The organism is Confluentibacter lentus (assembly GCF_002806995.1).
In the GTDB taxonomy this organism is placed as follows: domain Bacteria; phylum Bacteroidota; class Bacteroidia; order Flavobacteriales; family Flavobacteriaceae; genus Confluentibacter; species Confluentibacter lentus.
In genome coordinates this window covers 69,201-86,043 of the sequence record NZ_NIHE01000010.1, presented here as the reverse complement: position 1 = coordinate 86,043, position 16,843 = coordinate 69,201, and the positions used below count along the sequence as shown (strand labels likewise).

Sequence of the window (16,843 nt, the reverse complement as noted above, 5' to 3'; positions counted from 1 at the left end):
TTATTTATATCCAATAAATTCCTTTTGAGCCTCTAGTACCGATTTTATATACGTTTTAAAATCCGCATAATCTTCAGCCAATATATTTTCCAAAGTTGGCTTTGCATGTATTTTCACTTGTAAATGGTTGGGCGCTACTTTTAAATAGGTAATTTCATATAGGTGATTTTTGAAAGTGATTTTTTTACTTTCAGGAATTTCAACAAAACTCATGGAAGCATCAATATACACATCGTAATTATTAAAATACTCATCTATATTTTCATATTGATTGTATTCTATTGGATAATGACGCTTATCTAAACTAATAACAGAATTTGTGTATGGATTTGAAACAATTGGTAATTGAAATATGTTTATGGACCCTATTTTATTGATTTTTTTATCTAATGTGATTTTTGATGTATATCTAATTTCTTTATCATCGTCAATTCGTTCAATATCAACCAATTCATCTAATATAAACTCTTCTAAAATTTGACCATCTAAATCATTGTAAACGGCTTTTTTAACTACATCAGCATTAGGGTCGTCTAAAATACTTGCATAAAATGAATTTATATGACCTGTGAAGGCACTCTTTATTTCCATTTTTATATCATTGGTGATATGGATGGATACATCGTTTTTAAAAACCGATTCTTCCCTTAAAACATTATCCAATTTCATTAAATCATACACCACATTAGTATCAGAATTAAATGGAATCTCAAGCCCTGTAGCACCACGTAATGATAATGGTAATGACTTAAATGGTAAAAACTTATCTGTAAGTTCTAAAAACCTTTCCTGTCCATCTAATTTAACTTTAACGATACAGTGATTAAAATCCGTACTAGGCAACACTAAACTATTTTGTCCATTATCTGAAGTTAAAATCAGTACTAAATTTGATTGCAATTCCGCCATATTGGCCAATGTTACAAATAAGGTTGAAAAATCCTTACAATCACCTAAGTTTGTTTTTATTGTTTTAGAGGGCTTTTGTGGAATAAAGCCGCTTTGCTTAAAACTAACATAGCTATAGGTGAAATTATTTTTTATATAATTATAAATTGTTTTAGCTTTTTCTTCTTCTGTGAACTGTTTATATCCGTTAGGAAACAATTTATTGAATACTGATTTTACGGTTTCATCAACTTCTATACTTGATCGAACTAAATCTGAATACCAAATAGCTATTTCATTCCAGTTTGGTATGGTACTAACATGTAAATATCTAGCGACATCTATTGAGTTGGGCATATAATCTTCTTCTTGCGGCATGCCCGGCAGGTTTTCTAGAGTCCATTCATATAAATCGGAACTACCTAACTTTGAAATTTTAGGTTCTAATGTTCCGTTTAAAACTTTATGATTTAATTTCAAATCCTTAGGAACTATAATCTTCAATGACGTCTTTACTGTTGGGTGAAAAGAGTCTAACATAAAATCGTCCGTGTAATCTTTATAAAAACGCCCCACAGAAGAAAAAGAACCTTCGTAATCAATGTAGACAACATCTCCTATAGACAGACCATTGAATACCAAATTAGAACCACTTTTATCAGCAGGTATGATACTTCCCGTAGCCTTAACTATTTCAGATTTGGTAATATGATAATTTCCTGTAAGCCCTAAATTATATTCTTTAAAAGATTCTACTCCGTTATTGGAAGTGATTTCATAAACAGTAACAAATCTGTATTTTCCTCCTCCTTCAGTATATAATTCAATATTTGTATCATCTATCAATACATTGTAACCATAGTTATTGGTAGTTATTTTACTTCTATTTTTTTCTATAAACGAGTAAGCATCCGCTAAGGTGATGTCATTTAAAAGGTTAGGTTCGTTTTTTAAATCTTTTATTTTTTTCCTCAATGCACTATTGGCACTATCGTGTTTAAGAGAACTTTCATAAGATTCTATTGCTTTTTTCTTTTCACCTAATTGATTTAATGCGTCTCCTTTTAATTCCAATAACTCAAAGGAATAAGGAAAATTTTCAAGTGCCAGATTGATATAATCTAGTGACTGCTTATAATCTTGATAGGTTTGTAATTTTTTTATTATTGGTACTAAATATGTATTATCATTAGACAAAAATGCCTGGTCTTTTGAAAGTATTTTTAAAACTTTATCTTTTTTGTTCTGTTTTGAATAATAATTTGATAACGTGCTAATAGCAGTATAATCAAAGAAATTACTGTTGATGTCTTCCAATAACTCGATGGTTTTATCGTCCTCTTTGAATAATGTACTATATAGGGGTGCGAATCTTAACTGTAATTTTATATTGCCTTTAGATAGCATTAATAAATTATCAATATCTTTCCTAACAGCTGCAATGTCCTCTTTTCTAGCATTATATATAAAGTCTGCAAGAGACCCCATTACTTCATGGTTTACAGTTTTTTTAAATTTATCTAAAAATACATTCAAATCTTCCAAGCTCATTCTGGCTAAATCATTATAATCAGCAACCTTTAAAACAAGGGGCAAATAATAATCTGGGTCGTCCAATTCTATATTCTTTTTTAGTTCATTATAGCTTGTATTATCTCCCTCCAATAAGTAAGCTTGTATCAACATTTTTCTAATCAAAGAACTTTTTGGGAATTTTTTACTATAGGGTTCTAATACATTTTTTGCTTCTTGGTACTTTGAACTTCTTAAAAAAGTATTAGCGAGGCAATATGCATAGAAGAAATTGTCAGGATTTTGAATTGTTTTATTTATAAAATATGCTTCAAACTGATTATCAATAACTTTCGGATTTATTATATCAACTGTAGATTTATTATATTCTTTATATTGAGATGAATATTTAAGGCTTTTATTAGCTATCCCGTTTTCATCTAAAATACTTGTTATAAAATAGCTAATAGAGCCACTTTCAGCACATTTAATCAATAACCTGTTTTCACCTTTTGGTATAGTAACCTTTACTTTATAAGCGTTAAGGTCTGTTATAACGTCTTCGGGATTTTCATAAATCAATACATCATTAAGCCACATTTTAAATGCAGACCCACTGCCTATTCTTATAATAACCTGTTCATCTTTAACAGCAGAAATAAATGTTTGTGCATAATTAACACCTGCTCCATATTCCATATGATTTAAAAAAAATTGGTAGGCTTCTTTTGTATTTTTAGAAGAGTACCAATTTACAAAACCATTACTCTTAGCATCAAAAGGGATTTCTGAAACAGCTTTTAGTTCAGGATCATATACCTTATCCAAGCCGCTTTCATTTAAGTTTTCAAACACCCCGCAATATTGCCAATCTTTTATGGAGTTAATTGAATCATTTAAAGCAAAGTAACTCTTCCAATCATTATTCTCTCTGTTAACTACCGCACTTAAATAATTTAAAGCATCCTTTATATCAGTATTCCTAATGGGCGTTTTTAATACCTTATCTAATACGCCCTTGTTTCTTAAGTTAAATCCGGTTTCTAGATAGGTATCAAAGACATACGATTTATTCCATAAAGCATATAGATAATATTCAAAATCTTCTTGCAGTAAAAATTTATCTGTAAAATCATTGTTTTCAGTAAAAAAGCCTGTTTCCTCTCTAAAAATTTCGTTGATTACCAATGACTGAATATCATCTTTTTTCACTTTTTCTAAAAGCGCTCCCGCAGATTTTCTTTGGTTGTTTAAAAGTTCATCCCAAAATTTATCATAATTGTTTTGAGACAGTAATAAACTAACATTAAAAAGTAAAACAAAGAACAGTAGAATATTTTTTTTCATTTGGTTGGATTTAAATTGAATTACAATATGGATGTTACAATTGACACCATTTTAGAAGCCCTAGCTTTTATATCCTCTTCTGTCCATGACAATTTAATTAAACAAGAGATGTTTCTTCCAATATAATGATCGGATTGCGGAAATTCCTTGGTTTTAAGGTATTCCAACCCAGTTTTAATTTCAGAGGCCAATGGGAAAAGGGATTTTAAATCTTTTAAATGATCCCATTTTCTAATGTAATGCCAATTATTATCGTAGTAATGAAAGCAACCATCAATACCGTTTTCCTTAAAACTTTTAGAGACGTTTTGGGCGATTTCTAAGGTTGGTAAAAAGAAATTCAAAAACGCATAGCTTTCCTCTCCGCCTTCAGGAACGGTTCTAAAAGTGACGTCTGGAATTGTCGCTAAGGCATCCCGCAAAATAGTATAATTTTTATTTTGAAGATTTAGAAACTCTGGAAGCCTTTTAATCTGCGCCAAACCAACGGCAGCATGTAGCTCAGAAATTCTATAATTAAATCCTAAAAACGGATGTGTTTCTGCACCTCTATCGTTTCCAATATGGTCATGCCCATGGTCGCTGTAATGATCGGCATTCAAATAATACGTTTCATTATTGGTGATGACCGCGCCTCCTTCACCACAAGTAATGGTTTTTACAAAATCGAAAGAAAAGCATCCTAAATCGCCAATACTTCCTAAAGGTTTTCCTTTGTAAGTACCGCCAATGGCCTGACAAGCATCTTCAATCAACAATACATTATATGCTTTGCAAATACTTTGTAAAGCATCCATATCACCCATACTTCCACACATTTGAACAACCATAACCGCTTTGGTTTTTGGTGTGATGGCTTTTTCTACAGCAACAGGATCTAATGTTAAGGTGTCATCAATATCCACCAAAATAGGAATCGCCCCTAGCGCCATAATCGCCTCAAAGCTAGCAACAAACGTAAAGGTCGGCATAATCACCTCATCGCCTGCCCCAACGCCCGCAGATGCTAACGCTATAGTAACCGCTGCAGTACCACTCGATACCAATTGTGCATGATTGGTTTTAAATGTTTGTTGCAATTGCGCTTCCAATTCTTTGGATTTCCAATGGCCATTGCGGATGCCTTCAAAACCATAACGCATTAAAATGCCATTTTCTAAAACATCATTCACTTCTTTTCTTTCGGCGTCACCAAATAATTCAAATCCGGGCATATATTTATAAATTATAATTCAAATACGGTATCTTCAATTTTCTTTCTTACTTTTAAAAAACCAGAAAACATATCGTCTTCTGCCCTGTAACCAACAGGAAGCAACAAGGCAGATTTTAATCCTCGTTCATTCAAATTAAGTATTTCATCGTACTTACTAGGAACAAAACCTTCCATAGGGCAAGAATCTATGCCTTCAATAGCACAAACAGTCATTAAATTTCCCAAAGCAATATAGGCTTGGTTCATGGACCATTGTTGTTGTTCATCCTTCGTCATGCGTTGCATGGTTTCAATAAGGTTCTTTCTATACGGACTTAAAATAGTCTCAGACGTGTCACGTATAGTTCTTAGGTTATCAAAATAATCGTTAACATCTTTATCATCAATGGTTTCCTTAATACAAATAACCAATAAATGGGATGCATCCAGCACTTGTGATTGTCTGTATGTATGCTCAACGAGTCTTTCTCTTAAGTCGGAATTGGTAACAACCACTAAGGTTATGGTTTGCAGTCCAAACGACGTAGCTGTTAAATTGAATGCCTGTTTTAATATATTTAATTTAGATGCTGATAATTCTTTAGTTTTATCAAACTTCTTGGTGGCATACCGCCATTCTAACTGTTTTATAGTATCCATATACAGATGTTACGCTAAGGCAAAAATAAGATTTGAAAGTTGGTTTTTTATTACAAAGATGAATTTATTTCATATAATTAGTCTTAAATGGGGTATTATTTCGTCCAAATAAAAAACTTTTAAAAAGTTAGGCTTTTATTTGAAAGAAATAAAAAAGGGTTCTATATTTGCACCCGCATTCAGCGAATAGCTGATGAGACGCTTTTGGAGAAATGGCAGAGCGGTCGAATGCGGCAGTCTTGAAAACTGTTGAGGGTCACACCTCCGGGGGTTCGAATCCCTCTTTCTCCGCTGAAAAAATCCTAAACGGTATCAAAACCCTGTAAATCTTATGATTTACGGGGTTTTTGCTTTTCCAGACATACCAAATTATTCATCAAATCTTATTCTAATCGAGATAAAATCGAGACCCTAGAAAATTCAAAAATTAGGGTCTCGCTAAATTACCTCAACGCTTGCAAACATTAGGTTCAACGACATGTTCAATAACTCGTTCAGTCAGTAAACATCTTGTTTGATTTGAAGTAGAAATTTAAATTGAGTAATAATTAATTGGTCACCACAATGAAAACAAAAATAACACTTCACTTTTATGCCAAAAGCACAAAAGCCAATACAAATGGATTACTTCCCATTTATGTTAGATTAACAGTTGACGGCAAACGATTAGAATTTAGCACCAAAAAGTTTGTAGAAAAATCAAAATGGTCTAGCGAACTATCTAAAATGAAAGGCACTACAGAAGAAGCGCGTTCAATCAATAGTTATCTTGATTTGATGAAATCAAAAGTTTTGGATGCACAAATGGAATTACTCCACCGAAACGAGACCCTATCAATTGAAAACTTTAAAAGTAAATTACTTGGTACTGAAGAAAGACAAAGAATGCTCGTTCCCATCTTCCAAGACCATAACAACAAAATAAAAGAACTCGTTGGGAAAGAATATGCACCAGGAACTTTAGAACGCTACACAACTTCTTTAAAGCATACCATTGAGTTCATGCAATGGAAATACAATGTTTCCGATATTGACATTACTAAGATTGATCATGCTTTTATTACCGATTATGAATTCTGGTTAAGAAGTGTTAGAAATTGTGCTAATAATACAGCTGTCAAATACATCAAGAACTTCAATAAGATTATTAAGATTTGTTTGGCCAATGAATGGCTTGAAAAAAATCCATTCGCAAATTTTAAATCAAAAGTTAAAGAAGTCGAACGAATATATTTAACTGAAGAAGAAGTTCAAGCTATAATTGAAAAAGAATTTAAAACAGAACGCCTTTCATTAGTTCGAGATATCTTCCTTTTTAGCTGCTTTACGGGTTTAGCTTACATAGATGTCAAAAACTTAACAAAGTCGCATATAAGTTATGGTATTGATGGCGAGAAATGGATTTTTACCCACAGACAGAAAACAGAAAGTGCTTCTAAAATCCCGATACTACCACTCACACAAATGATTATTGATAAATATTCAGATAATCCTCAATGTTTTAATGAAGATAAATTGCTTCCTATCCTATCCAACCAAAAAATGAATGCTTATCTGAAAGAAATAGCAGATGTTTGTGAAATTGAAAAAGAATTAACATTTCATATTGCTCGACACACGTTTGCCACTACTATTACTTTAACCAATGGCGTTCCTATTGAAAGTGTGAGTAAAATGCTAGGACACAAAAATTTAAGAACAACCCAGCATTATGCAAAAGTTCTAGATAGAAAAGTAAGTGATGATATGAAGATTTTGAAGGATAAATTCTTAAAGACTCAAGAGAATTTTAAAATAAGCATCTAATTTTTGACTACAACAATAGTAGATTCGACTACGTACTCTTTTTAAAATCCACCGAATTTTGCTTCATAATCTTAAAACAATAAAATTATGTCAACAAAAAGTAAAATAGTATTGGTGACTGGTGGAAGTCGTGGTTTAGGAAGAGATATGGTTCTAAACCTTGCTAAAAAGGGTAACAATATCATTTTCACATACAACAGCAACAAAGATGAAGCTGATAAGGTTGTTAATGGAGTTATCGCTTTAGGCCAAAAAGCAATTGCATACCCATTAGATGTAAGGAAATCCGAAACTTTTGATGATTTTGTAAAAAAGGTGACCAATCATCTTATAGAAAATGAAGGCACCCCTAATTTCGATTATCTAATCAATAATGCCGGTTATGGGTCTTATGGTAAAATAACGGAAACAACTGAAGAAACTTTAGATACAATGTACGCTGTGCATCTAAAAGCACCTTATTTACTAACTCAAAAGTTATTTCCTTTTATAAATGAAAACGGAGCCATTGTAAATATTTCTTCGGGTTTAACAAGGTTTACTTTTGGTGATTTTTCATCTTACGCCATTATGAAAAGTGCTTTAGAAACACTTTCCAGATATATGGCAAAGGAATTTGCAATCAAAAAAATTAGAGTAAATACGCTTGCTCCTGGAGCAATTGAAACCGATTTTGGTGGTGGTGCCGTGAGAGATAACAAAGAATATAACAATTTGATAGCAAGCCAAACCGCATTAGGTCGAGTTGGTTTGCCAGATGATATTGGAAGTGTAGTTTCCTTTTTATGCAGTGATGATGCAAAATGGATTAATGCACAACGATTAGAAGTTTCGGGTGGAATTCATATTTAAAAAAAAATGAAAATGAAAATTATAATAACTGGTTCATTAGGTAATATAGGCAAACCCCTAACAATAGAATTAGTAAAAAAAGGACATTCAGTAATAGTAGTAAGTAGTAAAGAAGAAAAACGCAACGAAATAGAAAGTTTAGGTGCAATTCCATCCATTGGTTCAATAGAAGATGTAGCATTTTTAAATGGAACTTTCGAGGAAGCTGATGCTGTATTTTGCATGGTACCTCCTGCCGACTACAAAGAACCCGATCGTAGGATTTATTATAGTCGAATCGCAAATAATTATTTCAAGGCGATACAAGAAACAAAAGTAACTCGTGTGATTCATTTAAGCACTTTCGGTGCAGACTTGGACAAAGGAACAGGTATATTGTTAGGTGCTCATGATGCAGAAAAGATACTTAATCAATTAGAATCAGCAAATATAACACATATTAGACCCACATATTTTTATTATAACCTCAACAACTTTATTGATATGATTAAGTTCCAAGGTATAATAAGAACTAATTATGGTGGTGATCATAAATTTCCAATGGTAGCTCCAATTGATATTGCTCAAGTAATTGCCGAAGAAATTCAAAATCTACACTCTGAAAACAAAGTACGATATGTGGCAAGTGACGAACGAGATGGTCATGAAATTGCCAAGGTGTTAGGTGCAGCAATAAATAAACCTGATTTGAAATGGGAAGTAATAAGTAACGATGAAGTACAAAAAAGTATGGAATCTTATGGAATACCTTCACTACTTGCTAAAGGTTTTGTAGATATGTTTGATAGGATGTACAAAGGGGATTTGGCTCGAGATTTTTATTTACACAAACCTTCACTTGGAAAAATTAAGTTAGAAGATTTTGCGAAAGATTTTGTGAAAGCATATAATCAAGTTTAAAAAATGAAAATTAATAACCTACACAAAAGAGCTTTTCTAATTTGGTTAGCTATTTATCCGTTAATAACTTTTATCTTCTTTTTATTTGGAGATATATTAATAATTATTCCGTTACCATTACGAACATTATTACTAACATTGGTAGTAGTTCCTTTAATGTTTTATATAATTTTGCCGATTTACAACAAACTGTTTCATAATTGGTTAAATAAATAATTAAATTTAAAATATGGAAATAAAAAGAATAAAATCCATCACAGAATACCATCGTTGGGTAGGATTACCTCAACCACAACACCCATTAATTAGTTTAATTGATTATTCAAAAGTAAAGCATCAAACCAATGAAAAGTCAATTAGCTTTGTGATGGATTTTTATTCTATTGCTTTAAAAAGAGTGGATGGAATTAAAATGTTTTATGGTCAGTCCGAATATGATTTTGATGAGGGATTAATGTCATTTCTTGCTCCGGGACAAGTTTTAAGAATAGAAATCGACTGTAACACACCAAACAATAGATCTGGTTATTTATTACAAATTCATCCAGATTTTTTATGGAAGTCATCACTAGTTAAATCCATAAAACAATATGAGTTTTTCAATTATTCAACCAAAGAAGCTTTATTCCTTTCCGATAAAGAAGAAACCATAATAATAGCAATTTTTGAAGGTATAAAACAAGAGTATAACACTAATATTGATAAATTCAGTAAAGAATTAATCATTACTCAAATCGAATTATTACTTAAATATTCGAATCGATTTTATAATCGTCAATTTATAACAAGAGAAATCAGTAACCATGAAATTTTAACGAAAACTGAAGAGCTTCTAAATGATTATTTCAAATCTGAAAATTTATCAGAAAATGGATTACCAAGTGTACAATATATTGCAGAAAAATTAAATATCTCACCAAACTATCTAAGTAATTTATTAAAATTACATACTGGTCAAAGTACGCAACAACACATTCATAATAAACTTATCGAAAAAGCCAAAGAAAAACTTTCAACAAGTAATCTTTCGGTGAGTGAAATTGCTTTTGAGTTAGGTTTTGAACACCCACAAAGTTTTAGTAAGTTTTTTAAAATTAAGACTGCCCAAAGTCCCTTAGAGTTTAGAAACAGTTTTAATTAACTTATTCTTTCAATTTTTTTCGATGATTGGCACCCCATTCTCCCATAGTATTCACAACTTCTTTTACAGTTAGTGCATACTCTGTTATTTTATATTCAACAATTATTGGAGATGTGTCATAAACAGCTCTTGTAATGAGCTTATTAGCTTCAAGTGATTTCAATTCTGCAGAGAGAACTCTATTCGTAATTTTGGGCACAAAATCTTTAATGTCCTTAAAACGATGGTTTCCATGCTTAATGGCTATGATGATCGGCAATCGCCACTTTCCTCCAAGTACGAACAAAGTGTCTTGAACATGCAATATCAGTTTTTTTATTTGTAGTCCTACTTCTTCAGTCATATTGGTATCCTTTTGTATATCGGTTACAAAAGTATACTAAATATAAATAACTTTGCAGTAGTAACTAAAAATTTATAAAAATGAACACAAGAAAATTAGGAAAAAGCGGATTAGAAGTATCTGCATTAGGTTTTGGCTGTATGGGATTAAGTTTTCCAAATGCACCAACAAAGGAAGAAAGCATAGCATTGATCCGTTCAGCAGTTGAACACGGAATTACGTTCTTCGATACCGCACAAGGTTATGGCGAAAACGAGCTTTTAGTTGGCGAAGCACTTGTACCGTTTCGCAAAGAAGTTATAATTGCCACAAAGTTTGGTTTCAAAGACGGCAATGTTAGGTTAGGTTTAGATAGTCGTCCCGAGAACATAAAAGCCGCTGCCGAAGCATCTTTGAAACGATTAAGAATAGACGTAATTGATTTGTTTTACCAGCACAGACCAGACCCAAATGTTCCTATAGAAGATGTTGCTGGAACAGTAAAAGAATTAATCAAGGAAGGAAAAGTAAAACATTTTGGTTTATGTGAAGTAAATGTGGAAACCATCAGAAAAGCAAATAGTGTTTTGGCTGTAACGGCTTTGCAAAGTGAATACTCTATGTTTTATCGTGAGCCTGAAAACGAAATCATTCCAACTTTGGAAGAATTAGGAATTGGTTTTGTTCCTTTCAGTCCATTGGGCAAAGGATTTTTGACTGGAACAATCAATGCAGACGTAGCCTTAGATAAAAATGATACCAGAAATATGTCGCCACGTTTCAGTAAAGAAAACCGCGAAGCAAACAAAGCATTAGTGGACTTAGTTGTTTCCATAGCGACAAACAAAAACGCTACACCTGCACAAATTGCCTTAGGTTGGTTACTGACTCAAAAAAATTTCATTGTTCCAATTCCGGGGACCTCAAAATTACATCGCTTACAAGAAAATATTGGTGCGACAAACGTTTCATTAACAAATGATGAATTGAACAAAATAAATGCAGCATTGGCGACAATCAAAATCGTAGGTGAACGCTATCCTACGCAATTACGGGACACCGCGGAAAGAAAATAGACTAAAATAGAACGATCGTCAAGAAACTGCTCATATTGATTGAACATTTTAATAACTTTGCATTATGCATCTCCAACAAAAATATATATCAACCAGAAAAATAGAAATCGCCAATCAATTTTTGCAAGTATTGGATAAACACTTAACTGAATTAAAAACAGGACAAGTAGATAAATCTTTTGAACTGAAAGACATAGCAGAACGATTGTTTATTTTACCAAATCATATGAGCGACACAGTTAGTGAAGTATTAGGGAAATCGCCTTGCAGTATTTATGAAGAAAAATTAGTTATCATTTCCAAAGAAATGATTGAAACTTCATCCAGGCCAATCACCGAAATTGCAAGAACATTAGACTATGACCCTTCTAACTTTACAAAATTCTTCAAGAAATATACTGGTTTAACTCCTACTAAATACAGAAAACAAAAACAGAATACTTCACCATTTGTTTTTTAAAGTGCTTTTTAATTTTGCTATCAATAAAATTTAAAAAAATGAAAGCAAAAAAAACGGCACTAATTACAGGTGCAAATCAGGGACTTGGATTTGAAACAGCCCGACAATTAGCAAAAATTGGTTATTATGTTTACCTTGGTAGTAGAGATAAATCTAGTGGAATTGAAGCCATACAAAAAATGAACGACTTAGGATTGAACAATGTTGAACTCATTGAAATAGACGTAACGGACATCAGTTCAATAAAATCAGCAAGACAAATGTTAGAAATAAAAATCCCGCAATTAGATGTATTAATTAATAATGCAGGTATTGCAGGTGAACAACCACAAAATTTATCTAGCTACGATATGGAAAGTTTACGAAAAGTTTTTTGATACCAATTTTTTCGGTGCGGTGCAAACAACACAACATTTTATTGACTTGCTAAAAAAATCTGACGAACCAAGGATAGTAAATGTGTCGAGTGGATTAGGCTCTTTGACATTTCACAGCAGTTCGTCTGACTTTGGAATGTATGCTGTTTACAGTTGCTCTAAGACTGCATTGAACGCTTTTACCCTAAACTTAGCAAAAGAATTAAGAGACACAAACATTAAGATAAACAGCGTTGAACCAGGTTATACGGCAACTAATCTCAATAACTATTCAGGAACGCAAACCATAGAGCAAGGCGTTGAAGTTATTGTAAAATATGCAACTATTGGCATTAACGCACCAACTGGAAAGTTTTTCAACAAAGAAGGCGAATTTGCTTGGTAATAAAGACAAATAGAAAAACGGTTAGTAATAGCTAGAGTTTGGTTGGGCTTGCAAAATCAAAAATCAAACTCTTGTTGATTGGAACCTATTACATATCCAGCAACTAAGGAGTTACTGAAAATTGATTAAGTGAAAAATTTTGAAACTTTACTATGAGTTATTGGTTCTTTAATTTTAATTAATGTGAATTATTGATTTTTGACTACAAAAAAAAGTGTTCTAACTACACCATAATATTAGATTACTCTGAATTTTGTATTCTAAAATTAAAACTTAATGAGAAAATTAAAATCAACTCTTAAATACATAGGTTTCACAATCATTTCTTTGTTTTTAATTGTAACAGCTTTAATTGCAGGATATTTATTCTATACAAATGCACCAATTACTAATGGCAAAGTAGCTTACAACATTAGCTTTAAGGAAAATCTTGAAATTGATATTTATGCACCAACCAAAACGATTTTTAAGAAATCTCCGGTAATTTTTTACATCCATGGTGGAGCTTGGATTATAGGAGATAAATTCACCATTAACAGCAACCGTTTTAATGGAGCAATAAATAGCTTAAGAGAAAATGGATACACGATTATTTGCCCAAATTACACTTTAGGTAAAAAAGGAAAAAGTCCCTTTCCTAGCTGTATTGAAGATGTGTATGATGCAATAGATTGGGCTAAAAAAAACGCACAAAAATATAATTTAGACATACAAAATATAGGACTTTTAGGAGAATCAGCAGGGGCTCAAATTGCAATGATAATTGCCTTTTCTGACAATCATTTTAAAAAACAAAAACAGGAGAAAATCAAGTTTAACTTCTTGATTGATGTTTATGGACCAAGTGATTTAATAAGCATGTATAATAGTCCGGAAGTTGAAAATTTAAATAATCGATTAAATAAATTTTTAAGCCTAGCAGGAGATCCTATTAATCTTAAAGAATATGTGTTTGGATTCAATCCAGAAGAAGATAAAAGCAAAGCAAATGTTTTTTTAGAAAATTATTCCCCCCTAAAGTTTATCTCTAAAAAGAATTTTCCGACCTTAATCATTCATGGAAAAGAAGATCAAATAGTCTCAGTAAAACAGTCAGAAGTCCTAAATTCAAAAATGAATTCGCTTGGACTCAAAAATGAAATCCATTTATTTGATGGGATGGATCACAGCCTAAGAAAAGCTACTCAAAAACAAAAAGATACTGTCCAGTTGTTAATTACAGATTTTGTACTTAAAAATTACAATCATAAAAATTTAACGCTTAATGAAAAACGGTTTAAGTAATTCTATTAAGATGCAATTTTAATTTTTACTGAGCATTTCATCACAATAAATATACAAGCCTAGAAACATCTAGGTTTTTTTATATGTATCAAATCGTCAAATTATATTTTATAGAACAATTAATATATTCCTTTTGGATACAACATAAGGTCATTTGGCTAAATCTATCTTTTTAATCTTACGCAATTTTGTAATGGTTAAAATAAAAAATTATGAAACAAAAGAAAATTGAATTTACAATTGATTTAAAAAAAACAATAATCATAGTATTATTATTTATGGGCTACAGCTCATTTGCTCAAAAAGGTGCTATCAGAGGACGAATTATTGATAACGTTACAGAGCAACCGCTCGATGGCGTTACAGTTATCTTATTAACAGACAGCACAATAGGGACTACAACGAATGCGGAAGGGCTATTTCGATTAGAAAACCTTCCCATCGGTCGTGTAAGTCTCAGTTTTTCATATATAGGTTACGAAACAATTACGCTACCAAACATTGACGTAATAAGTGGTAAAGATGTACCTGTTGATATTCGTCTAACGGAAAGTTTTAGTACTCTAAACGAAGTTGTTTTAAGCTCAGGGCCAAAAAAAGATAAAGCCATAAATAAAATGGCGGCAGTGAGTGCTCGACAAGTTAGTGTAGAGGAAATTACCAAATATGCCGGAGGTCGTAGTGATGTGGCTCGTCTTGCTTCAAATTTTGCAGGGGTATCAGCACCCAACGATAGCAGAAATGATATTGTGGTTCGTGGTAATTCCTCTACAGGGTTACTTTGGCGTATAGATGGAATACCTGTACCAAGTCCAAATCATTTCAGTACTTTGGGTACTACTGGAAGTCCTGTGAGTGCTTTGAATCCTAATGTAATGGGGAATTCCGATTTTCTTACATCGGCTTTTCCTGCGGAATACGGTAATGCAATAGGTGGTGTTTTTGATATTAACTTTCGTAAAGGAAATACAGATAATTATGAATATACTGTTGGTGTAGGTGCTTTGACGGGTTTCGAAGGTATGGCAGAAGGCCCAATGGGTAAGGATGGCTCTTTTGTTGTATCAGCTAGGTACGGATTAGCTGGTGTTACAGGTGGATTAGGCACAGGAGCTATTCCGAATTATTCTGATATTTCTTTTAATCTAGACTTTGGAAAAACAAAGCTTGGTAATTTTACATTATTTGGTATTGCTGGTAATTCAAATATAGGCTTTAACGGAGAAGAAGATTATGATGATGATGATCTTTTTTCAGCTCCAGATGAAAACTTTGATTATAACTCTCAATTTGGTATGATTGGATTACGTAATACAATTTCATTAAATGACTATTCATCAGTTAAGACAACTATTGGAGGCTCTTTTAGCGGTCAAGAGGGTCAAATAGATAGAATCTTTGATTATGGAACTCCTCAAGCAAATTTACTTCGATTTGCAGATATTGATAACACAGAAACTCGATTAACTCTTTCGTCTGTTTATAACGCTAAATTTAATAATAAATTTACCTTTCGTGGTGGTGTATTATTGGAACAATTTAATTTATCAGCAAGTGTAGCAAATAGATTTGACTTACCTGATAATGATGGTGATGGTTATCCAGATTACCAACAACGAATTAGTAGTGATGACGGATATACTGTTTTCCAACCATATGCACAAGGGCAATTTCGTTTAACGGAAAGTTTTACTTTAAACGCAGGCTTACATGCTCAATATTTTTCTTTGAATGAAGCATTTGTTGCTGAACCAAGAGCATCCTTAACGTGGCAACTAGCAAGGGCGCATAGTATTACTTTTGGTTATGGTCTTCATCACCAAAATGTGCCTGCTCCAATCCTATTCTTAAATGAAAATGTTAGTGGGACAAACATACAAGCCAATAGAGATTTAGATTTGGTGAGAAGTAGTCATTACGTGTTAGGTTATGATTTAAGACCAGGTACTGGCTGGAGAGCAAAAATAGAAGCATATTACCAAGATATAGCAAATGCAGCTGTTGATGCCTATTCAAGTAGTTACTCTTCATTAACAGAAGGTTCAGATTTTCTATTCAGTTTTGATAAATTAAATTTAGTAAGTGAAGGTATTGGACATAACTATGGTTTAGAATTGACCATTGAGAAATTTTTATCAAACGGATGGTACAGTTTAGCAACTGCTTCATTATTTGAAGCTAAATATGAAGGAAGTGATGGTGTAGAGAGAAATTCTCCTTTTAACAATGGGTATGTATTTAATATTTTAGGAGGTAAAGAATTTAAAGTAGGTAAAAACGGAAAAAATGTACTTTCATTTGATTCAAAATTCAGTACTTCTGGTGGAAGATATTACACTCCTGTTGATTTAGCTGCTAGTCAAGCAGCAGGTTACGAAATTCTACAAGATGATTTAGCTTTCAGTGAACAATATGATCCTTATTTACGATTAGACCTTAAAATTGGAATGAAAATAAATAGCAGTCGTAAAAAAGTATCTCATCAGTTTTATGTTGATTTTCAAAACGTAACCAATAATGAAAATGTGTTTATCCGTCAGTACAACCGTTTGACCAATAGCGTGGATCAAATAGACCAAATTGGTTTTTTTCCTGATTTTGGATATAAAATTCAATTTTAATAGTCAATAGTACAGAT

General features: G+C 32.3%; 14 protein-coding genes and 1 tRNA gene. 11 read left to right on the top strand and 4 right to left on the bottom strand.

All coding sequences use genetic code 11. The annotated features are described in order from the left end of the window. From CDH50_RS14285 to CDH50_RS14275, 3 genes are read right to left on the bottom strand one after another with little or no spacing between them, the layout of a single operon-like run. A complete protein-coding gene (locus tag CDH50_RS14285; protein WP_100612969.1) occupies nt 1-3,747 on the bottom strand; it encodes a transglutaminase domain-containing protein in 3,747 nt (1,248 codons plus the stop codon). Nucleotides 3,748-3,767: 20 nt separating this feature from the next. Then, nucleotides 3,768-4,961 carry a DegT/DnrJ/EryC1/StrS family aminotransferase gene (locus CDH50_RS14280; protein ID WP_100612968.1) on the bottom strand — a complete coding sequence of 398 codons (1,194 nt, stop codon included), beginning with the start codon at nt 4,959-4,961 and terminating at the stop codon, nt 3,768-3,770. 11 nt (nt 4,962-4,972) lie between these two features. Continuing rightward, nucleotides 4,973-5,602, bottom strand: a complete 630-nt coding sequence (locus CDH50_RS14275) for an NAD(P)H-dependent oxidoreductase (RefSeq protein WP_100612967.1) — start codon at nt 5,600-5,602, stop codon at nt 4,973-4,975. Between the two features lie 206 nt (nt 5,603-5,808). Here CDH50_RS14275 and CDH50_RS14270 point away from each other — a divergent pair. The 5 genes from CDH50_RS14270 (at nt 5,809) to CDH50_RS14245 (ending at nt 10,301) form a co-directional block, all read left to right on the top strand. After that, nucleotides 5,809-5,893, top strand: a tRNA-Ser gene (locus CDH50_RS14270). A gap of 273 nt (nt 5,894-6,166) precedes the next feature. Further along, on the top strand, nt 6,167-7,408 hold the full coding sequence (locus tag CDH50_RS14265; protein WP_100612966.1) for a site-specific integrase: 1,242 nt from the start codon (nt 6,167-6,169) through the stop codon (nt 7,406-7,408). Nucleotides 7,409-7,495: 87 nt separating this feature from the next. Beyond that, the gene (locus CDH50_RS14260) at nt 7,496-8,260 is read left to right on the top strand and encodes an SDR family NAD(P)-dependent oxidoreductase (protein WP_100612965.1); all 765 of its coding nucleotides are present in this window, start codon (nt 7,496-7,498) and stop codon (nt 8,258-8,260) included. Nucleotides 8,261-8,272: 12 nt separating this feature from the next. Then, the gene (locus CDH50_RS14255; protein WP_100613004.1) at nt 8,273-9,160 is read left to right on the top strand and encodes an NAD(P)H-binding protein; all 888 of its coding nucleotides are present in this window, start codon (nt 8,273-8,275) and stop codon (nt 9,158-9,160) included. Nucleotides 9,161-9,389: 229 nt separating this feature from the next. Then, nucleotides 9,390-10,301 (top strand): helix-turn-helix domain-containing protein, encoded by a 912-nt coding sequence (locus CDH50_RS14245; protein ID WP_100612963.1) that lies wholly within the window; start codon nt 9,390-9,392, stop codon nt 10,299-10,301. 1 nt (nt 10,302) lies between these two features. Here the strand turns inward: CDH50_RS14245 and CDH50_RS14240 are convergent, their stop codons facing one another. Further along, complete coding sequence (locus CDH50_RS14240; RefSeq protein ID WP_100612962.1) at nt 10,303-10,644, bottom strand: winged helix-turn-helix transcriptional regulator; 342 nt, start codon at nt 10,642-10,644, stop codon at nt 10,303-10,305. A gap of 80 nt (nt 10,645-10,724) precedes the next feature. On the opposite strand from CDH50_RS14240, the gene CDH50_RS14235 reads away from it, so the two are divergent. The 6 genes from CDH50_RS14235 (at nt 10,725) to CDH50_RS14215 (ending at nt 16,826) form a co-directional block, all read left to right on the top strand. Next, on the top strand, nt 10,725-11,699 hold the full coding sequence (locus CDH50_RS14235) for an aldo/keto reductase (protein ID WP_100612961.1): 975 nt from the start codon (nt 10,725-10,727) through the stop codon (nt 11,697-11,699). 64 nt (nt 11,700-11,763) lie between these two features. Next, on the top strand, nt 11,764-12,159 hold the full coding sequence (locus CDH50_RS14230) for a helix-turn-helix domain-containing protein (protein WP_100612960.1): 396 nt from the start codon (nt 11,764-11,766) through the stop codon (nt 12,157-12,159). 38 nt (nt 12,160-12,197) lie between these two features. Beyond that, nucleotides 12,198-12,536, top strand: coding sequence for an SDR family NAD(P)-dependent oxidoreductase (locus tag CDH50_RS15395; RefSeq protein WP_317044658.1), 339 nt, complete (start codon nt 12,198-12,200; stop codon nt 12,534-12,536). Nucleotides 12,537-12,555: 19 nt separating this feature from the next. Next, nucleotides 12,556-12,921, top strand: a complete 366-nt coding sequence (locus CDH50_RS15390) for an SDR family NAD(P)-dependent oxidoreductase (protein ID WP_394337017.1) — start codon at nt 12,556-12,558, stop codon at nt 12,919-12,921. Nucleotides 12,922-13,197: 276 nt separating this feature from the next. Beyond that, on the top strand, nt 13,198-14,205 hold the full coding sequence (locus CDH50_RS14220) for an alpha/beta hydrolase (protein WP_100612959.1): 1,008 nt from the start codon (nt 13,198-13,200) through the stop codon (nt 14,203-14,205). Nucleotides 14,206-14,483: 278 nt separating this feature from the next. Then, nucleotides 14,484-16,826, top strand: a complete 2,343-nt coding sequence (locus tag CDH50_RS14215; RefSeq protein WP_100613003.1) for a TonB-dependent receptor — start codon at nt 14,484-14,486, stop codon at nt 16,824-16,826. Nucleotides 16,827-16,843: the final 17 nt, after the last annotated feature.